This window comes from Altererythrobacter sp. H2 (genome assembly GCF_035319885.1).
Lineage (GTDB): Bacteria > Pseudomonadota > Alphaproteobacteria > Sphingomonadales > Sphingomonadaceae > 34-65-8.
Map to the genome: position 1 here is coordinate 3,113,256 of NZ_CP141285.1, position 24,226 is coordinate 3,137,481.

Annotated in this window: 21 protein-coding genes; 12 read left to right on the forward strand and 9 right to left on the reverse strand. The window is 65.6% G+C overall.

The window, feature by feature from the left end; genetic code table 11:
- Nucleotides 1-18 precede the first annotated feature (18 nt).
- From U4960_RS15440 to U4960_RS15460, 5 genes are all read left to right on the forward strand, one after another.
- Nucleotides 19-813: an enoyl-CoA hydratase-related protein gene (locus U4960_RS15440; protein ID WP_324261493.1), complete on the forward strand. Its 795-nt coding sequence runs from the start codon at nucleotides 19-21 to the stop codon at nucleotides 811-813.
- Nucleotide 814: 1 nt separating this feature from the next.
- The gene (locus U4960_RS15445) at nucleotides 815-1,225 is read left to right on the forward strand and encodes a hypothetical protein (protein ID WP_324261494.1); all 411 of its coding nucleotides are present in this window, start codon (nucleotides 815-817) and stop codon (nucleotides 1,223-1,225) included.
- Nucleotides 1,222-2,088, forward strand: a complete 867-nt coding sequence (mmsB, locus tag U4960_RS15450; RefSeq protein WP_324261495.1) for a 3-hydroxyisobutyrate dehydrogenase — start codon at nucleotides 1,222-1,224, stop codon at nucleotides 2,086-2,088. The genes U4960_RS15445 and mmsB overlap by 4 nt, the downstream gene beginning before the upstream one ends.
- Nucleotides 2,089-2,194: 106 nt before the next feature.
- On the forward strand, nucleotides 2,195-2,989 hold the full coding sequence (locus U4960_RS15455; RefSeq protein ID WP_324261496.1) for an NTP transferase domain-containing protein: 795 nt from the start codon (nucleotides 2,195-2,197) through the stop codon (nucleotides 2,987-2,989).
- A 19-nt stretch (nucleotides 2,990-3,008) separates the two neighbouring features.
- Complete coding sequence (locus U4960_RS15460) at nucleotides 3,009-4,277, forward strand: lipopolysaccharide biosynthesis protein (protein ID WP_324261497.1); 1,269 nt, start codon at nucleotides 3,009-3,011, stop codon at nucleotides 4,275-4,277.
- An 8-nt stretch (nucleotides 4,278-4,285) separates the two neighbouring features.
- On the opposite strand, the gene U4960_RS15465 is transcribed toward U4960_RS15460, so the two are convergent.
- Nucleotides 4,286-5,224 (reverse strand): tetratricopeptide repeat protein, encoded by a 939-nt coding sequence (locus U4960_RS15465; protein WP_324261498.1) that lies wholly within the window; start codon nucleotides 5,222-5,224, stop codon nucleotides 4,286-4,288.
- A 122-nt stretch (nucleotides 5,225-5,346) separates the two neighbouring features.
- Here U4960_RS15465 and U4960_RS15470 point away from each other — a divergent pair, with 122 nt between their 5' ends.
- Genes U4960_RS15470 through U4960_RS15485 form a run of 4 tightly spaced genes read left to right on the forward strand, consistent with a single transcriptional unit; the run spans nucleotide 5,347 to nucleotide 11,354 of the window.
- Nucleotides 5,347-7,842 carry a cyclic nucleotide-binding domain-containing protein gene (locus U4960_RS15470; RefSeq protein WP_324261499.1) on the forward strand — a complete coding sequence of 832 codons (2,496 nt, stop codon included), beginning with the start codon at nucleotides 5,347-5,349 and terminating at the stop codon, nucleotides 7,840-7,842.
- Nucleotides 7,842-8,711, forward strand: coding sequence for a hypothetical protein (locus tag U4960_RS15475; protein ID WP_324261500.1), 870 nt, complete (start codon nucleotides 7,842-7,844; stop codon nucleotides 8,709-8,711). Before U4960_RS15470 ends, U4960_RS15475 begins: the two co-directional genes overlap by 1 nt.
- Nucleotides 8,712-8,721: 10 nt before the next feature.
- Nucleotides 8,722-10,482, forward strand: coding sequence for a cytochrome c3 family protein (locus tag U4960_RS15480; RefSeq protein WP_324261501.1), 1,761 nt, complete (start codon nucleotides 8,722-8,724; stop codon nucleotides 10,480-10,482).
- Between the two features lie 23 nt (nucleotides 10,483-10,505).
- Nucleotides 10,506-11,354: a metallophosphoesterase gene (locus U4960_RS15485; protein ID WP_324261502.1), complete on the forward strand. Its 849-nt coding sequence runs from the start codon at nucleotides 10,506-10,508 to the stop codon at nucleotides 11,352-11,354.
- Between the two features lie 7 nt (nucleotides 11,355-11,361).
- Here the strand turns inward: U4960_RS15485 and arfB are convergent, their stop codons facing one another.
- From arfB to pabB, 3 genes are read right to left on the reverse strand one after another with little or no spacing between them, the layout of a single operon-like run.
- Nucleotides 11,362-11,766, reverse strand: a complete 405-nt coding sequence (gene arfB, locus U4960_RS15490; RefSeq protein ID WP_324261503.1) for an alternative ribosome rescue aminoacyl-tRNA hydrolase ArfB — start codon at nucleotides 11,764-11,766, stop codon at nucleotides 11,362-11,364.
- Nucleotides 11,759-12,421, reverse strand: a complete 663-nt coding sequence (locus U4960_RS15495; RefSeq protein WP_324261504.1) for an RluA family pseudouridine synthase — start codon at nucleotides 12,419-12,421, stop codon at nucleotides 11,759-11,761. Before U4960_RS15495 ends, arfB begins: the two co-directional genes overlap by 8 nt.
- The gene (gene pabB / locus U4960_RS15500; RefSeq protein ID WP_324261505.1) at nucleotides 12,418-14,229 is read right to left on the reverse strand and encodes an aminodeoxychorismate synthase component I; all 1,812 of its coding nucleotides are present in this window, start codon (nucleotides 14,227-14,229) and stop codon (nucleotides 12,418-12,420) included. The genes U4960_RS15495 and pabB overlap by 4 nt, the downstream gene beginning before the upstream one ends.
- A 102-nt stretch (nucleotides 14,230-14,331) precedes the next feature.
- On the opposite strand from pabB, the gene U4960_RS15505 reads away from it, so the two are divergent.
- Nucleotides 14,332-15,906, forward strand: coding sequence for a helicase HerA-like domain-containing protein (locus U4960_RS15505; RefSeq protein ID WP_324261506.1), 1,575 nt, complete (start codon nucleotides 14,332-14,334; stop codon nucleotides 15,904-15,906).
- Between the two features lie 12 nt (nucleotides 15,907-15,918).
- Here U4960_RS15505 and U4960_RS15510 read toward each other — a convergent pair whose 3' ends face one another.
- From U4960_RS15510 to U4960_RS15530, 5 genes are all read right to left on the reverse strand, one after another.
- Nucleotides 15,919-17,376, reverse strand: coding sequence for a sensor histidine kinase (locus tag U4960_RS15510; protein ID WP_324261507.1), 1,458 nt, complete (start codon nucleotides 17,374-17,376; stop codon nucleotides 15,919-15,921).
- Nucleotides 17,345-18,079 (reverse strand): response regulator transcription factor, encoded by a 735-nt coding sequence (locus U4960_RS15515; protein WP_324261508.1) that lies wholly within the window; start codon nucleotides 18,077-18,079, stop codon nucleotides 17,345-17,347. Before U4960_RS15515 ends, U4960_RS15510 begins: the two co-directional genes overlap by 32 nt.
- 48 nt (nucleotides 18,080-18,127) lie before the next feature.
- Nucleotides 18,128-18,844, reverse strand: coding sequence for a hypothetical protein (locus tag U4960_RS15520; RefSeq protein ID WP_324261509.1), 717 nt, complete (start codon nucleotides 18,842-18,844; stop codon nucleotides 18,128-18,130).
- A 173-nt stretch (nucleotides 18,845-19,017) separates the two neighbouring features.
- Nucleotides 19,018-19,428, reverse strand: a complete 411-nt coding sequence (locus tag U4960_RS15525) for a VOC family protein (RefSeq protein WP_324261510.1) — start codon at nucleotides 19,426-19,428, stop codon at nucleotides 19,018-19,020.
- An 87-nt stretch (nucleotides 19,429-19,515) separates the two neighbouring features.
- Nucleotides 19,516-21,321 carry an aminopeptidase P family protein gene (locus U4960_RS15530; protein ID WP_324261511.1) on the reverse strand — a complete coding sequence of 602 codons (1,806 nt, stop codon included), beginning with the start codon at nucleotides 21,319-21,321 and terminating at the stop codon, nucleotides 19,516-19,518.
- A 116-nt stretch (nucleotides 21,322-21,437) separates the two neighbouring features.
- On the opposite strand from U4960_RS15530, the gene U4960_RS15535 reads away from it, so the two are divergent.
- Entirely contained in the window at nucleotides 21,438-23,639 is a 2,202-nt protein-coding gene (locus U4960_RS15535) for a S9 family peptidase (protein WP_324261512.1), read from the forward strand.
- An 85-nt stretch (nucleotides 23,640-23,724) separates the two neighbouring features.
- A complete protein-coding gene (locus U4960_RS15540) occupies nucleotides 23,725-24,147 on the forward strand; it encodes an acyl-CoA thioesterase (protein WP_324263132.1) in 423 nt (140 codons plus the stop codon).
- Nucleotides 24,148-24,226: the final 79 nt, after the last annotated feature.

A 24,226-nucleotide genomic window follows, 5' to 3' on the forward strand; every position in this document is an offset into this window, starting at 1 on the left:
ACGACAATGGAGTGTTGAATGACCTACGAAACCATCACCGCCGAAACCGATGCCCGGGGCACCAAAGGCGTGACCCTGCTGACCATCAACCGCCCGCAGGCCCTGAACGCGCTCAACAGCAAGGTCCTGGCCGAACTGATCGAAGCCTTTGCCGCCTATCAGGCTGACAACAGCCAGCTTTGCGCGATCCTGACTGGATCGGGCGACAAGGCCTTTGCCGCCGGGGCAGACATCAAGGAAATGAGCGAGAAACCAGCAGCCGATTTCTACCTCGACGATTTCTTCAGCCCCTGGACGTCCGAGATCGTCAAGAAGACCCGCAAGCCGTGGATCGCGGCGGTCAACGGCTTTGCGCTGGGCGGCGGGTGCGAACTGGCGATGATGGCCGATTTCATCATCGCATCGGACAAGGCGAAATTCGGCCAGCCGGAGATCAAGCTTGGCGTCGCCCCCGGCATGGGCGGCAGCCAGCGCCTGACCCGCGCCATCGGCAAGTCGAAGTCGATGGAAATGTGCCTGACCGGCCGGATGATGGGCGCGGAAGAAGCCGAACGCAGCAACCTCGTCGCCCGCGTGGTGCCGCACGAGGACCTGATCACCGAAACGCTCAAGACCGCAGCAACAATCGCCGGAATGCCGCCGATGGCGGCGATTGCCAACAAGGAGATGGTCAACAGCGCGTTCGAGATGACCCTCGATCAGGGCCTGATCGTCGAGCGCCGGATCTTCCAGATCCTCACCGCGAGCGAGGACAAGGCTGAGGGCATGGCGGCGTTCATCGAGAAACGTGAGGGGCAGTGGAAGGGTCGCTGATATGAAAAAGCTACGACATCATGAGGCTTTGAGAATCTACCATTCTGAGCTGGGCGACCAAGGTCATGAAGTTGCTTATGAGCCGAAGGTTCAGGACGAGACTAGAAGCGAGGCAGCAGCCTTGGACTGGTGGCTTGATAAGCTCGACGATGGGGTTGGCGAGACACCCCGCACAAAAGGCCTCCTTCGAACGTATCTGCGGATCGCAAATGGCGACAATGCCGTGGAGGCGGGTGATCGGCTACCGGCAATGGGATTGAGGCTCGAACCGCGCGGTCGCTGGCATATGGACAAGTATGTCATCGCGAAGCTGTATCAGAAAGGTTTGCTTGCGTTTGAGGCAAAGCCCCAAGGAATGTTCGAGCCCGCCTTTGTCCTAACTCCGGCTGGCAAAGAATGGATCGAAAAATGAAAATCGCCTTTATCGGACTCGGCAACATGGGCGGCGGGATGGCCGCGAACCTGGTCAAGGCCGGGCACGATGTGCGCGCGTTCGACCTTGCTGAAGCGGCGCTTGCCGCCGCACGGGAAAACGGCTGCGAGACCTTCACCGATCCCCAAGAAGCTGTGTCAGGCGTCGATGCGGTCGTCTCGATGTTGCCCAACGGGGCAATCGTGAAAGCGGTTTATACCAATGACGTGATCGGACACGCCCCCCAAGGCGCCCTGCTGCTCGATTGCTCGACCATCGACGTCGCCACTGCGCGCGAGGTGATCGCGGCGGCGGACAGCGTAGGCTATGCCATGGTCGATGCGCCGGTCAGCGGCGGGATTGCGGCGGCCAACGGCGGTACGCTCACCTTCATGGTCGGCGGCACGGCAGAGGCGTTCGCGCGGGCCCAACCGATCCTTGCAGCAATGGGCAAGGCGGTGATCCATGCCGGGGACGCGGGCACCGGGCAGGCGGCCAAGATCTGCAACAACATGCTGCTCGGCATCCACATGATCGGGACCTGCGAAGCCTTCGCGCTGGCGCAGAAGCTCGGGCTCGACCCGCAGACCTTCTATGACATTTCCTCGGTTTCCTCGGGCCAGAACTGGTCGATGACCAGCTATTGCCCGGTCCCCGGAGTCGGGCCGGTGACCCCGGCGGACAACGGTTACCAGGGCGGCTTCGCGACCGCGCTGATGCTGAAGGACCTCAAGCTGGCAATGGAAGCGGCGCAGACTTCGGGTGCCACCACTCCGCTCGGCGACCATGCGCGGGCAATCTACGAAGCCTTTGCCGCCGAAAACGGCGGGCTCGATTTCTCGGCGGTAATCACAACGCTCTGATTCTCCTGGACTCGTGTCCTTGGACCTGCCCTCATCTGGCGCACGTTCATGACAAATCCTGTTCGCGGGCTTTTCGCCGCGCCGATTTGCCGGTATTGCTGCGGGCATGAGAGTGACAGGCCTCGTGATGGCCGGAAGACGCTCCGGCACGCTCGATCCACTCGCCGCCCGCGCGGGGGTTAGCCAGAAATGCGTCGTGCCCGTCTGCGGCAAACCTATGATCGAACACGTCATTGCCGCTCTTGCCGCCTGCGTACGGATCGGCAAGATCCGGGTGGTCGCGCATGAACCGGCCGAGATCGCCGCCATTCCGCTGGTAACGCAGTTGCAGCAGGAAGGCCGGCTGTCCTTTCGCCCTGGAGCCTTCAATCTGGTGGACAGCGTCTATTCGGGCGCTGAGGGGGCGGAGTTCCCCCTGCTCATCACCACGGCCGACAACTGCCTCGTGACCCCGGAAGGCTATGCCGAATTTGTCGACAAGGCGCTGGCCGCCGAAGCCGGTGCCGCCGCCGCGCTTGCGCGCAAGGACGATGTGATTGCAGCCGATCCGGACGGACAGGCGCGGTTCTACCAATTCTCGGACGGCGGGTATTCCAACTGCAACACCTATTGGGTGGGCGACCGGGCCGCGCTCGTGGCGACCGAGGTGATGCGCGGCGGGGGCCAGTTCGTCAAATTCCCCAGCCGGATCGTCAAGGCGTTCGGCGTGCTGAACCTGTTCCGCTTCTATCTCGGCTCGGCGACCAAGGAGAAACTGTTTGCGCAGGTATCCCGGCGGTTCGGTTTCCCGATGGTGCCGATCGTGATGTCGAACGGAGAATTCGCCATCGACGTCGATAATCAGCGCACATTCGAGGTGACCGAACGGCTGCTCGCCAGGCGGACTGCGCTATCCGCCTGAACGGCGGGGCGGGGACACCATGGGGCGATTGTTCCGGAATATCGGCTGGCTGCTCGGCGGTCGGGCAGTCAACGCGGTGCTCAGCCTGGTCTATCTTGCCCTCGCCACCCGCACCCTTGGCCTGGAGGGTTTCGGAGCGTTCGCACTGATCATTGCGCTGGGGCAGACCGTGACCGGGCTTGCCAGTTTCCAGACATGGCAATTCGTGGTGCGCTGGGGGTCAGCCGCTGACGGCCCGGGCAAGGCGACCGGATTTGCCATGGCGCTCGATCTGCTCAGCGTGGCCATGGGCTCTGTACTGGCGGCGGCGCTGGTGTGGGCCGCGCAGATCTGGCTGCCCCTGCCCCGAGATCTGCTGTGGCTCGCCTTCGGTTTTTGCCTCGTTTCGCTGCTGGCCCTGCGCACAACACCCATCGGCGTGCTGCGCCTGCGCTTCCGCTTTGGCATGGCCACGGCGGCCGAGGCGGTCCAGCCGGTCGTCCGGGTAGTCGGCGCAGGCCTGGCCGCGATCTTCCTGCCCACCGTGACCGGCTTCATTCTCGCCTGGGCCGCAGCCGAAGTGGCCGTAGCTGCCGCGCTCTGGATCCTTGCTGCTCGCGAGGAGCGCATCGACCTTGCGCAAGTGAGCCTGCGGCGCATTCCCCGCCTTCATCCGGATGCATGGCGTTTCGTCTGGTCGACCAACATGACCGGCAGCCTCAACATTGCCGGCAAACAAGTGATGGTCCTGCTGGTCGGCGCGATCGGCGGCGCGGAGCTGGCGGGCGGCTTCCGCGTCGCATCCCAGCTCGGTCAGGCGCTGGTCCACCTGGCCCAGGCTGTTTCCAAAGCGATCTACCCCGAACTGGTCCATGCTCAGGAAGCCGCACACGGCATGGCCCGGCGGATGGCCAATATTTCGATGATCGGCGGGATTCTGGCCGTTTCCTTCGCGCTGGTGTTCGGGCGCTGGGGACTTCAAGCCATCGCTGGGGAAGCATTCGGCGTGGTCTACTGGGCCATGGTCATCCTGGCCGTCGCAGGGGCAATCGAGCTGATCGGCGCAAGCCTTGAGTCGCTGCTTGTCTCGACTGGCCGAGCCGGTACCGCATTCCTGATCCGCGCAGTGCCGACGGTGCTGGCGCTTGCCCTGCTGGGCATGGCAATGGACTGGAACGGACTGAATGGTGCGGCCCTGACCGTACTCGCCTCCAGCGCCCTGGCCGTGCTCGGCTTCCGAATGGCCATCAGTTCGCATCAGCAGGTCACGATGGCAGTGGAGCCGCCTTCAGCCAAGCCCGGCGATTAGCAGCGCGATCAGGATACCCCGAGCACCCGGGCTTCCTGGCGCAGGCGGTCAGCGGCTTGCGGGTTAGCCGCAATCGCATCCTTCAGCGCCTTGCTGGCGCGGTCTTGCTGGCCCAGCGTGACCCGGCTGCGCATCAGCATGACCCAGCCATCAACATTGGCCGGCTCGCTCTTCAAACGCTCCTCGAGCCGCGCGACCATGCCTTCCGCCATATCCTGCTGCTCACCCGGCGCCATGGCGCGGGCAGCATCGATCTGCTGGCGGGTAGGACCAGGAATAGCTTCGCCCGCCGTCAGTTGCGGAACATCGGGCCGGTTCTTAGTCGCAGCGGCAATACGGCTTTCGACCTCGATGTTGTTGATCTTGCCGATCTGGCGGATCGTACGCAGCAGATTTTCCTCGTACACCGCGCCGGGCGGCGCTTCAGCGAGGATCGCAACCCATTCGGCGATTGCTCCTTCGTGATCGCCCGACAGATCGCGCCTGGCGGCCAGGTAGTAACGCGCACGCTGCTGCTTGGGGTCCAGCTGCACAGCTTTTTTGAACGCGCTCACCGCGAGCGGCGGCATGGGATCGTCCTTGCTTGCGAGCACCCTTGCCTCCCCCAGCGCAGCCCATAGCTCAGCGGACTCGGGATCACCTTCCACTGCCTGGCGATACGCTCTCGCCGCCTGCTCGAACTGGCCGTCGGCATAGTAGGCAAAACCGAGCTCTTCCCAAGCAGCCGAGTCAAGCGGACTCGCCTTGGCCCGCGCTTCCAGTTCGGCGATCGTCAAGGGTTGGGACGAATCGACTGCTTCAGCTTGCGGTTCGCCAGCCCCCGTGTCCCATGCACGGTAGCCAACGGCGCCAATTGCCAGCACGGCAGCACTCAGCAGGATACCCAGTCCAAGCCGGGAAGCGGCCTGTCCGTTCGCGGGCTCGGGGGCAGATTCAGTCTTGTCCATGCGCACGGGCTAGCATCGGCGAGGGGGGCGGGCAATTGGCGCTGGCAATTCGGGGGCGAATGCCTAGGATGCGGGCGATAACAGAACAGACGGTGTCGCGGGATCGCTAGCGGGGGTAGCGGATGCCGGATCGCTTCAAAGTAGCAATTGTAGGCTCAGGCCCGGCGGGGCTCAGTGCAGCGGCGCGTGCAGCGCAGCTGGGGATGAGCCATGTCCTGCTGGAAAAGACTGACCACCTCTCCGACACGATCTACAAATACCAGAAGGGCAAGCACGTGATGGCGACGCCCAGCAACCTGGTCTTGCGCTCCGACCTCGATTTCGAGGCGGGCAAGCGCGAAAACATTCTCGGCATCTGGGACGAACAGATCGATGGCCACAAGGTCAACGTGATGCTGAACGCCGAGGTCAGCGCGATTACCGGCGAAAAGGGCAACTTCCGGATCGCCCTGAAGAATGGCCAGACAGTCGAGGCCGAAGCAATCGTGCTGGCCATCGGCACCCAGGGCAACCCGAACCTGGTGCGCTGCCCGGTCGGCGAAGGCGCAACCGTCCAGTACCAGCTCGACGACCCCGGCGAATATGTCGACGAACACATCGTGGTGATCGGTGCCGGCGATGCCGGGATCGAGAATGCGATCGGCCTCGCCACCGATCCGCAGCAGCGCAACACCGTAACCATCATCAACCGCTCGCCCGAATTCGCCACCGCCAAGGCCGCCAACGTGGCGGCCCTGCGGGCGATGGAGGCCGAAGGCCGCATGACGGTGCTGGTCGAAACCACCGCCCAGGCCATCAACAAGGGCGAAATCATCTTTGACACCCGCGATGGGGAAGTGCTTGCGCCGTGCGACCGGGTGATCGCGCGGATGGGCTCGGCCCCGCCGCGCGCCTTTGTCGAGGGCATCTGCGCCCGGTTCGAGGACAAGGACGGGCGCAAGTCGATCGCGCCCGGCACCGGGGTCCAGTTCACCAGCCCGGACCGGGTGGCCTATCCGGTCCTCTCGCCCACCTTTGAATCAACCGTACCCGGCGTGCACGTGATCGGCGCACTGGCCGGTTATCCGCTGATCAAGCATTGCATGAACCAGGGCTTCGACGTGATCGAGTTCCTGAACGGCAACCGCGACCTCAAGCCCGCCGACGAGCCGATCCTGGCCGACAAGTTCGCCCGCCTGCCCGGCAACCGCTCGGTAGATGAATGGCTCGAGACCTTCCGCCAGAACGTCGTGATCCTGCAGGAACTGTCACCCCTGCAGATGCGCGAGCTGATGCTCGACAGCACGGTCACCCACTTCGGGGCGGGCGAGGTGATCTTCGTCCGCAACGATCCGGGATCCTCGATGTTCGCGATTGCCGAGGGTTCGGTGGCAGTCGAGATCAACCCGGATGATCCCTCCGTCACTGTCCCGATCGGGCAGGGTTCGATCTTCGGCGAGGTCGGCCTGATTTCCGGTCGGCGGCGCGGGTCGACCATCCGGGCGGCCGAGCCGACCACGGTGATGGAACTGTCGCGCAACGCCGCGCTCAAGCTCATCTCCACCGTCCCGGCGGCGGGCCGCGCGGTCAACCGGATCACGACCGAGCGCCAGTTGCTGCAGATGTTCGGCTCAGGTCTGACACCCGCCGACCTGACCGAGCTGGTGGAAGCGGCGCAGACGGTCGACGTTCGCGCAGGTCAGAAGGTGATCGAGGAAGGAGCGGACGACACCGATTTCTACATCATCCAGCGCGGCTCGATGATCGTGGAAAAGGAGATCGGCGGAAATCCGGTGTTCCTGTCCTATCTGCCGGCCGGGTCCTATGTCGGCGAAATGGCAGTGATCGACCGGTCGAAACGCACCGCCACGGTCAAGGCCGCGATCAAGAGCCAGGTCATCCGCTTCCCGGGCGAAGCATTCGGCCGCCTGCTGGACGACAAGCCTGCCCTGCGCGAGCGCATCCTCAAGGACATGGCCGGGCGGCGCGAGATCAACCGGTTCATCGAAGCGCAGAAACAGGGCTTCTCCGGCGCGGTCGACATGTATTCGCAGACCGCGCAGTTCTTGGTCGACAACGGCCTGGGCGAGGCAACTGACGTGCTCCTGATCGACGAGAAGCTGTGCGTCGGTTGCGACAATTGCGAAAAGGCCTGTGCCGACAGCCACGAAGGACTGAGCCGGCTCGACCGGGAAGCCGGGCGCACTTATGCCCACCTCCACGTACCGACCAGCTGCCGCCACTGCGAGCACCCGCACTGCATGGCTGATTGCCCGCCCAACGCCATCAAGCGCGGCCCCGACGGCGAGGTCTTCATCGACGAGACCTGCATCGGCTGCGGCAACTGCCAGCGCAACTGTCCTTATGGCGTGATCCGGATGGACGCCAAGCCGCCGCCCAAGCCGTCGCTGCTGAGCTGGCTGCTGTTCGGTGCCGGCCCCGGCCCGGGCGAGGCGCCTTATGCATGGCGCAAGAAGAAGCTCGACAAGGATGCACCCAAGGTCGCGATCAAGTGCGACATGTGCTCCGGCATCGAGGGCGGGCCGGCCTGCGTCCGCGCCTGCCCGACCGGGGCGGCGATCCGCGTCGCGCCGGAGAAGTTCCTCACCTTCACCAAGCTGACCGAGGAGGCTGACTGATGGCCTCGGTGCAGGAACGGGACTTCGCCTTCCACGAAAAGCGGCGCGATACCGATCACGAAAGCTTCCTGTCACACAAACGCATGCGCTGGCTGAAGGTAGCCACCTTCCTGTGCGTAGCGGCCTTCGCCACCTATTTCCTGATCGATGTGGAGCCGCGCCACAATGGTGGCAGCTGGTATGGCTATACCCTGGGCACGATCGGCCTGCTGCTGATCGTCTGGCTGTCGCTGCTCGGCATCCGCAAGCGCAACATGACGCGCGGCCGCTGGAGCCTGAAGGCCTGGACCAGCGCGCATGTCTATCTTGGCCTTGCCCTGATCGTGATCGGCACTCTGCACACCGGTTTCCAGCTGGGATGGAACGTCCATACCCTCGCCTGGGGGCTGATGATGCTGGTGATCGGATCGGGCATCTACGGGGTTGTGGTCTATTCTGTCCTCCCGGCCGCGCTCAGCAACAATGCGCGGGAGATGACACGCGCGCAGATGGTCGAGGCGCTCGAGGCTATTGACCGCCAGCTCGACAGTGCTGCCCAGCCGCTCGAACGGGCCCGCGCCGACCTCGTGATTGCCGCGCTGGAAGAAGACGTGTTTGCGCCCGGCGTCGTCGCCCGCCTGACCGGCCGCTATCCCGGATGCCGCACCACCTGGGCTCTGCAGAACTTCGGCGTCGGCATGAACCCGAACGAGACGGAGGACCGGGTCCGTACCCTGCTCGGCCGGCGCAAGGCCCAGCTCGACCAGATCCGCCGCGCGATGAAGATACGCGCCCGGCTCGAGGTCTGGCTCTACATCCACATACCCGCAACGATCGCTCTGCTCGCCGCGCTGACCGCGCACGTGATCAGCGTGTTCTATTACTGGTGAGGGGCGCACCATGGCATTCCTGATCCGAACCATCGATTTCACCGCCGACGGGCGCGAGATCGTGCGCGACCGGCCCATCGAAGCGGCATCGGTCAGCATCGGGCGCGCGGCGGAAAACACGCTGCACCTGCCCGATCTGGCGGTGGAACAGGAACACGCGCAGATTGAGCCTGTGGCCGATGGCAGGCTGCGGATCACCGCAGTCGGCACGCTTGGCTTCACGATGGACGGGCGCAAGATCATGCAGGCCGAATTCGATCCCCATGCGGGGCACGAATTCGCTTTCGGCACCTACCGCCTGACAGTTTCGCAGGATGGCAGCGAACCGGTCACAATCACGGTTCGCCAGGTCATCGACAACGAAGGCGCGGGCGATGTCGTCCGCAGTTTTGCCCTGTCGAACGCCATGCCGGGCAAACGGGCGATGGCCTGGGTCGGTCTCGGCCTGATCCTCCTCGCCTTCCTCGCCGTGCCGATCTACTCGAATCTCAGCCGCGAGCCGGTGAAGCCCAATTACCGGATCCCGGGGGCGACCAAATGGGACGCCAGCTGGAGCACCGGCAAGCTGAGCCAGGCGCACCACGGGCTGGAGGACAATTGCGAAGCCTGCCACGCCAAGCCGTTCGAATCCGTGCGCGACGAGACCTGCCTGACCTGCCACGAGAAGATCGGCGACCATGCCGAGATCGACCGGCAGAACAAGGGCCTCGGACCGCTCGCCCCGTTCGACGCCATGCTGTGGAGTGTGGCAGAGACCTTCGGCAAGGAAGGCCAGAATTCCTGCACCACCTGCCACACCGAGCATGAAGGGGCGGGCAAGATGGCCGCAACGCCGCAGCAGTTCTGCGCCGATTGCCATGACGGGATGGACAGCCGCCTGACCGACACCAAGCTGGCCAATGCCGCCGACTTCGGCACTGCGCACCCGCAGCTCCAGGCCGTGTTCCACCCGCAACTGGGCAGCAAGACGACCCAGCGCCTGCCGCTGGACAAGAAGCCGGTGGAACAGCACGGCCTGCGCTTCCCGCATGAACTGCACCTCAATCCACGCGGCGGGGTCGCGCGGATGGCGGGTAATCTCGGGGCAGAAGAGGGTTATGGCGACAAGCTCGTCTGCGCCGATTGCCACACTCCCACGGCCGACAAGGCGGGCTTCCTGCCGGTCGACATGGAAGAGGACTGCGAGAGCTGCCACAGCCTGGTCTATGACAAGGTCGGCCCCACTTTCCGCACCTTGCGCCACGGTGATGTGGCCCAGCTGCGGGCAGATCTGGCGGCGATGGACCGGGCGCCGCGCCGCCCGATCGTCAGCAACCGCCGGCGTCCCGGCGAATTCGGCGTGGGCGGGGTTTATTTCCAGGAATTCGGCCGGCCGCAGCGCACCTTGGTGGGCATCAACCAGGCGCTGTCCCGCGATGGCGTGTGCGGCGAATGCCACTATCCGACCTCGACCAACGGGCGGCTGGACGTGATGCCGGTCCACCTGCGCAGCACCTACCTGCTCAACGGCTGGTTCGATCACAAGGAGCACGACAAGGAAAAATGTTCGACCTGCCACGAGGCTGATACCTCGAAGACGTCGAACGACCTGCTCCTGCCGGAAGTTGCAGTATGCCGCGAATGCCACCTTGGCGAAGATGCCCGCAAGGCCGAGGTTCCTTCCAGTTGCGCGATGTGCCATTCGTATCACCCGAAGAAGGGCAGCCTCCCTGACAATCACCCGACCCGCAAACGGGACACGGTGGCATTGCTCGGCCGGAAGCCGGGTTGAGGCATGGGGAAAGGGGCCGGCCGATGCTGATTGCACAGATGACCGATATCCATATCGGCTTCGATCCCGATGCGCGTCCGGAAGAGCTGAACCGGATCCGGTTCCGCCGGACGCTGGAACGGCTGCTGACCGCCCCCAACCGGATCGACCTGTTGCTGCTGACCGGCGATCTGACGGATCATGGCGATCGGGAAAGCTTCGAGAAGACGGCCGACCTGCTGAAGGATTGCCCATTCCCGATCCATGCCATTCCCGGCAACCATGACAGCCGCGAAGGGCTGCTCGCCGCTTTCCCTGCCACCCCGAATGAAGACGGTTTCATCCAGTACGCAATCGAACAGGAGGGGTTGCGCATCCTGATGCTTGACAGTTTCGAACCCGGGCGACACGGCGGGGCTTTCTGCACCCGGCGGCGTGACTGGCTGCGGGCGCAGCTCGATGCTCATCCCGGGACGCCGACCGTATTGTTCATGCACCACCCGCCAGTCGTTTCCGGCATCGACTGGATGGACCCGGCGCCCGGGGAAGACTGGATCGCCAACTTAGCGGCGGCGATTGCCGGGCATTCGCAGATCCTGGCGATCCACTGCGGGCACCTGCACCGTCCGATTTCAACGCGGTTCCATGGTGTGCCGGTCTGTGTCACGCCTTCGGTCGCGCCGCTGGTCTCGCTCGATTTGCGCGAGGTGGATGTGACGAAACCTGATAATCGCGCCCTGATCACCACTGAGCCTGCGGGCTATGCCCTGCACCGGTGGGACGGGCAAAGCCTGGTGACCCACTACGAACGCACCAATGACTGGGACGTGCTCGCCTATTACGGCGTCCACCTGCAACCGATGATGCGCGAGATGTTTGCCGAACGGGAGTAGCGCGCCCCTACCAATCCACCTTGCCGCGCCCGGCCTTGACCGCCCCGCGCACTTTCTTGGCTTTCAGGCGCTGGACCTTGCCGACCCGATTGAGGCGGCTCTTGGCCCGCTTCCTGGGCGGAGTCAGGGCATCCTCCAGCAGGGCTGTGAGACGCACTCGCGCCGCCTCCCGGTTCTGCTCCTGGGTGCGGTATTCGCGGGCGGTCAGCACGATCTCGCCATCCTTGGTCAGCTTGCTCCCGGCCAGTTCGACCAGCCGGTGGTAGGCCTCCGGCGACAGGCCGATTGCGAACACATTGACCCGCATTTGCACCGCCGTCGCTACCTTGTTGACGTTCTGTCCGCCCGGGCCGCCGGCCACGAAGAATTTCTCCTCCGCCGCAGCCAGCGCGCGGGCGATCACCTCATCCATCGCTGAACCCGAGCGCCGTGAAGTCCGCCGGCATCGGCGCAGTGGCGGCAATCGGCGTCTTGCCTGCGCGCGGCACCACGATCCCGGCGGCATGGAGCATGGTGCGCCGGGCGCCCTTGCCCACTCCGTGGACCGGGCCATAGACCGGATCGCCCAGCAGCGGCGCGCCCAGACCAGAGGCGGCATGGACGCGGATCTGGTGGGTGCGCCCCGTTTCAGGCCGGAATTCGACCAGCGTGAGCCCGCCCACGCTTGTCAGCCGACGCCAGTGGGTGACCGACGGCTTGCCCTTCTTCGCCGGGATCATGCGCCAGCCCTTTTCGGCGCTGCTGATCTTCGAGAGGGCCAGCTCGATCGTGCCCGCTTCCTCTGCCAGTTCGCCCGCCAGCACACCCAGATAGCGTTTCTCCACCTGCCGGTCTTCGAAGGCACGCGAAAACCGTGCCAGCGCCTTGGGGTTGCGCGCCAGCAGCAGGCAGCCGGAGGTGTCGGTGTCGAGCCGATGAACCGGCATCGGCGCGCGCTGGAAGCCCAGCCGCAGCGCATCGAGGTGGTCCTCCAGTGAAGGGCCGCCCTTGCGCGGCTGCTCCACGGGCAGGCCGCCCGGCTTGTCGATCACCAGCGCTTCGCCGTCTTCGTAGAGAATATCGATCATGTCAGAAGCCTTGCTGGGATCAGCCCGCGCAGCGCGTTGCCGATCAGAAACCCGTGTTCGAGGTCCGCCAGCGACAGCTCCTCCTCGCGTGCAGCACCGCTTTCAAGCAGGGAGCGCCGCAGCACGCCCGGCAGCAGGCCGAGCGCGGCAGGGGGGGTCAGCAGCGTGCCGTCCCGCTCGACGAACACACTGGTGAAGCTGCCTTCAGTCAGTTGTCCGCCGGGGTGGACCAGCAGCGCCTCGACCGCGCCCGCGCCGTGAGCCACGTCCAGCGCATCGGCATAGAACCCCCGGTCGCTGGTCTTGTGGCGCAGGCGCCAGTCGCCCGGATCGACTGGCAGCGGCAGGGCAATGCATGGCGCGGGATCGGGCAAGGGCGCAGGCAGGGCGCCGGCCTCCAGCGCAATCGCCCCGCTGCGGGCCGCCAGCAGCCGCACCCGAGCGGGCGCCTCCAGCTCGAAACAGAGCGCCTGGATCTGGTTGCGCACGGCATGGCGATCAAATGCTAAGCCGAGCATGGCCGCACTGGCCCTGATCCGCTCGAGGTGCAGCTCCAGCAGCGCGATGCCATGATCGGGATCGAACCGCATGGTCTCGATCAGATCGAATGCCGGAGCCCGCGTATCGGCCGCAGAGGCGCGGGCGAACCCGCCCTTGACCAGGCATTCGCGCCATTCCGCCTCGGCCTCGCTGTCGGCCACCACTGCCGAACCGACCCCCAGCACCGCGCGGCCGTGACCGTTCTCGACCGGCGAAAGGCGCAAGGTACGGATGGCGACATTGAACGCGGCATCCCCGCCCGCCCCGATCCGGCCGATCGCGCCGCAATAGGGCCCGCGCGCATCGCGCTCGACCTCGGCGATCAGTTCCATTGCCCGGATCTTGGGCGCGCCGGTGATCGAGCCGCACGGAAAGATCGCCCGCACCAGATCGAGCGTGCCGGTCCCTTCGGCCAGGTTGGCGCGCACGGTCGACACCATCTGGTGCACCGTGGGATAGCTTTCGACCGCGAACGGCGCGTCAACCTTGACGCTGCCCGGCTCAGCCACGCGGGAGAGATCGTTGCGCAGCAGGTCGACGATCATCAGGTTCTCGGCCCGGTCCTTGACCGATGCCCCCAGTTCGGCGGCCAGCGCCGCATCCTGAGCCGCGTCGGCGCTACGGGGCCGGGTGCCCTTCATCGGCTTGGCCTTCACGGCGCGGCCATGGCGGGCAACAAACAGCTCGGGCGAGAGGCTGAGCAGCCAGTCACTGCCGTCGAACACCACCCCGCCATAACCCGCCCCCGCTGCCGGGCGCAGCGCGCGGTACAGCGCCAGTTCGTCACCGCGATAGGATCCGGTGAGCGGGAAAGTGAGGTTGACCTGGTAAATGTCGCCCGCCCGGATCGCTTCCTGCATCTGCGCGAAAGCCTGGCAATAAGCGCCGAAAGAGAGCTGCGGCTCGAGCGGGCCGATCGATCCCTCACCGGGCGCGCGCGCCGCCAGCCAGTCGGCCACCTCGGCAGCCGGAATCACCTGCTCTTCGCCAAACAGGCCAAGCCAGACGAGCGGCCCGGCCCCGCCCGCGCGCGCATCGGCCAGCGGCGCGAGGCGGGGCTCCAGCGCCAGACCGGCCTCGTAGGCAATATAGCCCACCAGCGCGCCGCCCTGCGCCTGCTGCGCCGCATCCGCTGCTGCCAGCACGGCGGCCACCTCTCCCGGCAGCCGCGCGACGAACACTTCGCGCGGGTTTTCGTAGAAATGCGCGTCCGCCGCACCGGTGCTGCGGGCGTCGTCAAGCAGGACAAAGGGCGTGCGGCCAGCCATGGCGTTGCCTTAACCGCTTTGCGCCCCAAGTCGAGTGTTGACCGGCAGGCCGGTGCTGGCCATGTGCCCGGCAGGGGTTTGAAAAAAGGGACGCAGCCGCACGTGGGACAGATCTATCTCGGCCTCGCCGCCAATGGCGAAAAGCAATATCTCGACCTTCGCCGGGCCAATCGCCACGGGCTGGTGGCAGGCGCGACCGGCACCGGGAAGACCGTGACGTTGCAAGGGCTGGCCGAGTGCTTCTCGGCCGAAGGCGTGCCCGTTTTCGTGGCCGACGTGAAGGGCGATCTGTCTGGCGTGGCCATGCCCGGATCGCCCCAGTTCAAGCACGCCGCCAGCCTGGAGAAGCGGGCGCAGGACCTGGGGATCGAGGACTACGGCTATTCCGACAATCCGGTGATGTTCTGGGATCTCTATGGCGAGCAGGGCCATCCGATCCGCACCACGGTGTCCGAAATGGGCCCGCTGCTGCTGGCCCGCCTGCTCGATCTGAACGAGACTCAGGAAGGCGTGCTGCAGATCGTGTTCCGTCACGCCGACGAGAACGGCCTGCTGCTGCTCGACTTTGCCGATCTGCAGGCGGTCCTTGGCTGGGCACAGGAAAACGCCAGCGAACTTTCGGGCAAATACGGCAATGTCGCCAAGCCCACGGTCGGCGCGATCCAGCGCCAGCTGCTGAGTTTCGAGGCGCAGGGAGCGGACCGGTTCTTCGGCGAACCCGCGCTGGAAATCGACGATTTCCTGCAGGTGGACGACCAGGGGCGCGGCTATATCAACGTGCTCGCTGCAGATCAGCTGATGCGCAGCCCCAAGCTCTATGCCACGTTCCTGCTGTGGCTGCTGGCCGAGCTGTTCGAGAGCCTGCCCGAAGTGGGCGACCCGGAAAAGCCGAGGCTGGTGTTCTTCTTTGACGAGGCACACCTGTTGTTCGACGATGCTCCCAAGGCACTGCAGGACAAGATCGAACAGGTCGTGCGCCTGATCCGCTCCAAGGGCGTCGGCGTCTATTTCGTCACCCAGAACCCAATCGACATTCCGGAAGAGGTCGCCGGGCAGCTCGGCAACCGGGTCCAGCACGCCCTGCGCGCTTTCACCCCGCGTGACCAGCGGGCGATCAGGGCAGCGGCGGAGACCTTCCGCATCAACCCCGATCTCGACGTCGAGGCGGCAATCACCGAGCTGAAAACGGGCGAAGCGCTGGTCTCCACCCTTGATGGCGATGGCGCGCCTACGGTTGTCCAGCGCACCCTGATCCGTCCGCCGCGCAGCCGCCTCGGCCCGGTCACGCCGAAGGAACGGGCGATCGTCCAGTCGGTCAGCCCGCTTGACGGCAAATACGACACCGCGGTCAACCGCGAGAGCGCCGCCGAAGTGCTGATCGCCAAGGCCGCCGATGCCGCCGCCACAGCCGAGGAAGTGGCCGAACAGGGCGAAGAAGTGGTCCGCAGCCGTGCCCGCAAGACCACCAGCCTGTGGGAAAAAGCGGGCAAAGCCGCCGCCGGGGCTGCCGCCAGCAGCGCCGCCACCATCCTCGCCGCCAAGATCACCGGCAAGAAGAGCCGCTCCAGCGCCACCCGCAACGCGGCGACGGCAGCGGCCGGGACGATCGCGACCGAGTTCGGCGGCAGCATCGCAGGCCGGTTCGTGCGCAACCTGATCGGCGGGCTGATGCGCTGATCGGCGCAATTGTCAGCCGAGCGGCAACCTGATCTCTGCGCGCAGTCCCCCTTCGGGGCGGTTGGAAAGGGCCAGCTCACCGCCGTGTTGCTCGGCAATGGCCCGGGCGATGGCGAGCCCCAGGCCGGTGCCACCGGTCTGACGGTTGCGGCTGACCTCGCCTCGCGCGAAGGGTTCGAGCATGGCCGGGATCCGGTCCGCAGGGATGCCGGGGCCGTCATCGTCGACCCGCAGCACGGCGTGGCTGCCGTCCGAAACCACGCTGACGCGCGCCGCCCCGCCATAACGCACTGCGTTGGCAACCAGGTTGCGCAGTGCACGGCGGAGCCAGCTGTCCTGCGCCGGAGCCACCACCCGCGCGCCCTCGACCAGATTGACTGGCTCGCCCAGGTCCTCGAACTCGCTCACTACCATAGCGCTGAGCGCGACCAGGTCAGTCGGTTCCCGTTCACCTGCCGGACGCCCGACCCGGGCGAGCATCAGGATATCGTCGAGGGTCCGGGTAATGTCCTCGATCGTTCCGGCCATGCGGGCGCGCTGGGTGGAATCGTCGACGCTCTCGATCCGCACCCGGAGCGCAGCCAGGGGCGTCTTGAGATCGTGTCCGATCGCGCCAAGCATGACGTCCTTTTCGTCGAGCAGTGCGGCAAGGCGCGCCTCCATCGCATTGTGTGCGGCGATCAGGCGCCGCACGTCGTCCGGCCCGCGCTCGGCCAGCGGCTCGCCCGTCTGCCTCGTCCCGGCGAATGCTTCCGTACGTCTGGTAAGCTCTGCCAGCGGGCGGGTGATGCGGCGCAGCAACAACCAAAGAGCCAGCGCGAGGACCACGAACAGCACCATGGTCTGCACCACGATCGTGCTCGTAACAGCGCGGTCGCCAACGGGGCGCGGAATCCGGGCCACGCTCCACTGGCTTGCGCCTTCGCGCCGCAGAGCGGCAACCAGCATTGGCCGGCGTCCGGCGCTTTCCCGCTCCATCCGCTGAGCCATCCGGGGACGGGAAGCGACGAACGGGTCCGTCGCCACGGGCCTGGTGAGGACCAGCACTTCCGCCACCGGCACGCCCTGACTGGCGAGCAAGTCGGCGAGGTCAGCTTCTCGCGCAGCGTCGCGCTTTTCGCCGGGCAAAATCACCGGCCGTTCAGTCCACTCCAGACGAAGAGGGCGCGGCAGGCGCGGGGCGAGAGTGCGCATTCGCCGCTCCCGCCGGCGATCCATCGCTCGGTTCCGATCCGAGACCCGATCAAGGGTGCGTGGCGCGTCCTGCCGCACCAGTTGCAGCGCAGCGGCGTTCAGCATCGCGGCATCGCGCCGGTTCTCTGCCGCACGCAGCAGCAGCGCCGCCGAGACGCCTTGCGCCACCAGCAAGGCCAGCATGACCGCCAACAGCACTTGCCCGCGCAGGCTTCCGGGTATCAGGCGCATGGTGAGGCCATAGTCAGACGCTATCCGGCATGACACGGCGGACATCAGCGGCGAGGCAGTATCCGCCTGCACGCACGGTCTGGATCAGAACCGGGCTGCGGCTGTCCACCTCGACCTTGCGGCGCAGGCGGCTGACCTGGTTGTCGACCGCGCGGTCAAACAGATGCGCCTCGCGGCCCTGGACCATGTCGAGCAGCCGGTCCCGGTCCAGCACCTGGCGCGGATGGTCGAGCAAAGTCTGAAGCAGGCGGAACTCGGCAGTGGTGAGCGGCACCAGCGTGCCGGCCGGATCGGTCAGGCGGCGGCGCAGGGGATCGAGCCGCCAGCCTTCGAACAGGTAGTGCGCGTCGGTATCGGGCGAAGGTGCGGCGCGGCCCGCCCGGCGCAGGACCGAGCGGATCCGGGCAACCAGTTCGCGCGGCTCGAACGGCTTTGTGACATAGTCATCGGCCCCGATTTCCAGCCCGACGATCCGGTCGGTCGCCTCACCCCGGGCGGTAAGCAGGATCACCGGAATGTCGCGCATCTCAATGAGGTGGCGGCACAGCGACAGGCCGTCCTCGCCTGGCATCATCACGTCTAGCAGGACAAGGTCGGGCCGCAGGTCCAGCAGGCGGCTGCGCGCCATCGCGGCACTGTCTGCCTCGTGCACGATGAACCCCTGGCCGGAGAGATACTCCGCCAGGGGTTCGCGCAGGGTCGCTTCGTCATCAACCAGCAGCAAGGTGACAGGGGCAGGTTCAGTCATGGCTGGCTGAGACCCTAGCGACCTGACCCATACTGCGACAAGCGGGGCTTACTGTCCGCCGCCGCGCCGGGCAGCCTGCATGGCGGAGCGGGCCGCGCGATGCTCTTCCGCCGTTACTGTGCCGTTGGCGTCCGCATCCATCCGGGCAAAGCGGGCGGCGATGGCCGTATCAAATTCGGCGCGGGTGATCGCCTTGTCGCCATTGGCATCAGCCTGGCGGACCAGCCCGCGCATCATGTGCGCGCCGCCCTTGCCGCCCCGCTTGCCGCGCATGGCGCCGGTTTCGGCACGCTGGCCCTGGCGGGCTTCGCGGGCTTCACCGCCAGCCGCCTTTCGCTGGCCGCGCATTTCACCGCGCTTCTCGCGCGCTGCTGCCATTTCGGCCGGAGTGACGCCGCCCGAGCCATCGGCATCGAGCATGGCAAAGCGCCGATCGCTCATCTGGCCTGATCTGGCTTCCCGGGCAGCCCGCCGCTCCGCCATCTTCGCCTTGCGGGCCTGCTGGGCGGCCTGCATCTCGGCCTTGCTGACTTCGCCATTGCCATCGCTGTCGAGCTTGCCGAAGCGGGCTGCCTGCTGCGCTGCCCGGTCAGCCGCATTGATGACGCCATCGCTGTTTGCATCCATCCGGTCGAACATCTTGCCTGCCCGTTCGGTGAAGGCCGCAAGGGTCAGATCGCCGCCGCGCATGGGCTGGGCTGCGACACCGGTGGAGGCCACGATGGCAAGTGCGGCGGCGGTGAGGGTGAGAGTAAACTTACGCATGGGGTTTCTCCGTTGGAACCTGGGTGGCAGGTTGCAGCGGCGCCGTTCAAGGAAGGGGGGAGGACGATTGGCGCCGCCACAACCCTTGCCTGCTGCTCTAGGCCTGCCATGTCGCAGGAATATGCCGCGCCCCGGCCAATTTGTCGCCATTTGTAACGGCGCGCCTCACCCATTCACCCGGCCGCAAGCGATCCTGCCGGCGCCATGCAGAATGCGTTAAGCTTGTTGCCGTCCGGATCGCGGAAGTATCCCGCGTAGAACACATTGCCCTGGGCGTCTGCTTCGCCGCGCGGGCCGGGCGCGCCTTCGCAGGTGCCGCCGTGGGCCAGGGCGATATCGTAGAGCCGCTGCACCTGCGCCGGATCCCTCGCCTCGATTGCCACCATTACCCCGTTGCCGACCGTGGCGGGCTGCCCGTCGAACGGTTTGGTCAGCGCAATCCCGGCGCCGCCACCCCATTCGCCCCAGGCGATGAAGGTGTCGAAATCCATCATCCGACCCACACCCATCTCCTGTGCGATGGCGTCGTAGAACGGGGCACCCTTCTGCAGGTCGTTGGTTCCCAGCGTCACATATCCGAGCATGATATCCTCCTCTTGTCGCGACTCACGACAAGGCGGAACATTACGCGAACATAGAGGCGCTCACAAGATCGCCTTCAAGACTTGCTGTCACAGCGGCTGGCAGGCCTGCTCCAGCCATGCCAGCACCGCGCCCTCGACCTGCGGAGCCAGGATTTCGTAGGTGCGCGCATGGTAGGCGTTCCACCATTCGACCTCTTGCGGGGTCAGCAGCCCGGCATCGACCAGGGTGGCATCAATCGGTGCCCAGGTCAGGTTCTCGAACCCGAGATACTCGCCTTCAGCGCCCTCAATCGCGCGCGGCTCGACCAGCACCAGGTTCTCGATCCGGATGCCGAAGTGGCCCGCCTTGTAGTAACCAGGCTCGTTCGACAGGATCATCCCTGCATGCAGTTCCTGCGTGGTCCCGGCCTGCCCGCCGGTCGCCTTGGCGATCCGCTGGGGCCCTTCGTGGACCGAGAGGTAGCTGCCGACCCCGTGCCCGGTACCGTGGGCATAGTCGACCCCGGCCTGCCACAGGTACTGACGGGCAAAGGCATCGAGCTGGCTGCCGTTGGTCCCCTGCGGAAACACCGCGCGGGCAATGGCGATATGGCCCTTGAGCACGCGGGTGAAGCGGTCCTTGTGCTCGGGCGTGGGCTCACCGGGCCCGATCCACACTGTGCGGGTGATGTCGGTGGTGCCATCAAGATATTGCGCGCCCGAATCGCACAGGAACACGCTGCCGGGGTCAATCGGCAGGTTCGAGTCCTCGTCCACCCGGTAGTGCGGGATCGCGGCATGGGGCCCCGCGGCGGAAATGGTGTCGAAGCTCTGGTCCTTGAGCAGCCCGGTCTCCTCACGGAACCCTCGCAGCGCGGCGACGGCGGAAAGCTCGGTCTCGCCGCCCTTGGGCGCTTCAACCGACAGCCAGTGGAGGAACTTCGCAATCGCCGCCCCGTCACGCGCCTGGGCGCTGCGCTGCCCCGCCTGCTCGACCGGGTTCTTGATCGCGCGCGGCAGGATGGTGGGATCGCGGCTGGCGACGACCGTGGCCCCGGCTGCCTCCAGCGCTGACGAAATTGCTGCAACCCCGTAGTCCGGATCGACTGCAACGCTCTTGCCCGCCAATCCGACCAACGCCTGCTCAAACGCATCACGCGGACGCACGGTTACGGCGTTGCCGAGGTGCTGGACCAGGTCGGGCGTGACTTTCTCGGGCGCGATGAACAGCTCCGCCGTGCCATCGGCGTGGGCAAGGACATAGGACAGCGCGACCGGCGTACGCTCCACGTCGGCCCCGCGGATATTGAGCAGCCAGGCCACCGAGTCGAGCGCGCTGATCACCGCCGCGTCGAGCCCTTCGGCTTTGAGCCAGTCAGCCACTTCAGCCCGCTTGTCGGCGCTGGAACGGCCCGCGTGGCTCTCGTCATGGACCACGGCGGGCGCAGGCGATGGCGCAGGCCGGTCAGCCCATACCGCGTCGACCGGATTGCTGGAAACAGCGACCAGCTCGCCGCCCTTTTTGGCCAGTGCCTTGCCTACCATGTCGGCCCAGCCGCGCGAGTGGAGCCAGGCGTCATAGCCGATCTTGGCACCATCCGGCGCGTTGGCGGCAAGCCACTTGGCGTGAGAAGTGGCAGGTACGCTCTGGTATTCGAACAGGCGCTCGTCGACCTGCTCGCGCACCTGGATGGTGTAGCGCCCGTCGATGAAGATCGCCGCCCGGTCCTTCAGTACGATGGCGCTGCCGGCCGAGCCGCCGAACCCGGTCAGCCAGGCGAGCCGCTGGGCATAAGCCCCGATGTATTCGCTCATGTGCTCGTCGCTGATGGGCACAACGAACCCGTCCAGCCCCCGCCGCTTCAGCTCCTCGCGCAGGGCGGACAGGCGGCTTTCGTGGGTCTGCATCAGCATGGCAAAGTTCCTCGTTTATCCGGCAGGCGGGGCTTGCCGCGTAGAGCCAAGCAACATAGTCAATCGGGCCGAGCCTTTCCAGCCGTGACGCCGCCACAAAACCGGAGCCTGCCCTCATGAACCGCACGACCTTTTTCCGGTCACTGTCCGTCGCAGCACTGGCCGCAGGAATGGCCCTTGCCCCGCAAGCAGCCTCCGCAACGGCCCAGACCACCGCCACCCAGAACGAGGAACCCACCAGCGTGACCACACCGGCTCCTGCCGCCCCTCCCGTCGCCGAGCAGCGCGCACATTCCTATAGCCATCACGGGATCACCATCTCCGACCCGTACAACTGGCTGCACGACAAATCCTATCCGGTGGTCGATGACAAGGACGTGCTGGCCTATCTCGAGGCGGAGAACGCCTGGTTTGAAGCGCGGATGGCCCCGCACAAGGCCATGGTCGACTCCCTGTTCGAGGAGATGAAGGGGCGGATCAAGGAAGACGACAGCACCGTTCCCCAGAAGGATGGCGATTTCCTCTACTGGTCGAAGTTCGACGAGGGGCAGGAATACCGCAAATGGTATCGCAAGCCGGTGGCAGGCGGGCCGGACCAGCTGCTGCTCGACGAGAACCAGCTGGCCGAAGGACAGGAGTACTTCCGGCTGGGAGCCCTGTCGGTCAGCCAGAACGGGCGCTTCCTGGCCTATTCGACCGACACCAACGGTTCGGAACGCTATACCGCGCGGATCAAGGATCTCGAGACCGGCGATCTGCTGCCGGACGAGCTCGCCAACCTGCGCGGCGGCCTGACCTGGGTCGCGAATGACACTGCCCTGGTCTACGGCCCGTCGACCGAGGAGTGGCGCACACTGGAGGCGAAGCTGCATGTGATCGGGACGCCGATCGAGCAGGACGTGACGCTCTATAAGGAAGAAGACCAGAGCTTCGGGGTGGGCGTTGGCCTGACCGCGCAGGAAGACTGGCTGGTGATCGCCACCGGCGACAACGAAACCAGCGAAGTGCGGCTGGTGCGTGCCGACAATCCCACGGGCGAGCAGATCCTCGTCAGACCCCGCCAGAAAGGTGTCGAATACGATGTCGATGTGCGCACGGAGAACGGAAAAGCTACGCTGTTCGTCCACACCAACGACGCGCACGTCAATTTCCGCCTCGCCACCGCGTCGCTCGACAAGCCCGGTGAATGGACCACGCTGATCGAGGGGTCGGACGAATTCTACCTGACCGGCTTTGATCTCTACAAGGATTTCTACGTCACCGAGGGGCGTCTCAATGGCCTCGACCAGATCCAGCTGCGCGACTACCGCAAGGCCGCCGACGTGACACCGATCCCGTTCCCTGAAGCCAGCTACGACGCCGGCCTTGGCAACAACCCGGAATACGATGTCAGCAAGTTGCGGCTGGTCTACGAAAGCATGGTGACGCCGGATTCTGTCTATGATTACGACGTCAGAACCGGAAAGCTTGACCTGCTCAAGCAGCAGGAAATCCCCAGCGGTTACGACCCCTCGCTCTACAAGACCGAGCGCCTGATGGTTACCGCGCGTGACGGTACGCAGGTGCCGGTGAGTGTGCTGATGCGCAAAGACCGGCAGATGGGCGGCCCGCTGCATCTCTACGCCTACGGTGCCTACGGCTATGCCGTGCCACCGGGGTTCTCGACCGCGCGGCTCAGCCTGGTCGACCGCGGCGTGGCCTATGCCATCGCCCATATCCGCGGCGGGGACGATCTTGGCCGGCGCTGGTACCTGCAGGGCAAGCTCAACGAACGGACCAACACCTTCAACGACTTCGTCGATGCGGCCAAGGGGCTGATTGACCAGGGCTACACCGCCAGGGGCAAGGTCAGCGCCAGCGGCGGCTCCGCCGGCGGCGAGCTGATGGGCGTTGTGGTCAACACCGATCCCGACCTGTGGGGCGCGGTGGTGGCGCACGTGCCATTTGTCGATGTGCTGAACACCATGCTCGATGAAAGCCTGCCGCTGACCCCGGGCGAGTGGCCCGAATGGGGCAATCCGATTCTCAGCAAGCAGGCCTTTGCCTACATTCTCAGTTATTCGCCTTACGACCAGGTGATCGCGCAGAACTATCCGCCGCTACTGGTCACCGCCGGATTGAACGATCCGCGCGTGACCTACTGGGAACCGGCCAAGTGGGTGGCCAAACTGCGCGCAACCAAGACCGATTCCAATGAGCTTCTGCTCAAGACCAACATGGGCGCAGGCCACGGGGGCAAGTCGGGCCGGTTCGCTTCGCTCTATGAGACGGCGGAGGAGTTTGCCTTCATCCTGTGGCAGTTGGGCCTGACGAAATAAGCTACCCGTCAGGACCGTTCGCCTCGAGCCCGGTCGAGAGGCAATTCGCCGCAGGTGTCTCGACTACGCTCGACACCAACGGAGGCTGGACTTGAAATTCACCCGCACCTTCACCGCTGGCCCGGAACACATCGACGTGATGGGCCACGTCAACAACGCGGTGTGGGTGCAATGGGTGCAGGACATGGCGACTGCACACTGGGATGCGTTCGCCGCGCCCGATCATGCGCGCGATTTCGTCTGGCTCGTGGTGCGGCACGAGATCGATTATCGCGGCAATATCGGTCTCGGAGAAAGTGTGACCGGGGAAACCTGGATTCCAGGCGATCCGCGCGGGGCGACTTCGCTCCGCCGGGTCGATTTCCGCAATGCGACAGGGAAGGTAATCGTCTCGGCCGCGACGACCTGGGCCATGCTCGACCGTTCCACCGGCCGGCCGGCGCGCGTGACGGCGGCGGTGATCGCCCCCTTTCAGGCCGGCAGGAACGATCCGGCCGCTGGCCCATGACGCGCTGCACGCCTACCCTTCGAATGTCACCAGAATGTCATATAATCCTCATAGGGGCGTCGCACTCAGGTAGTATTTT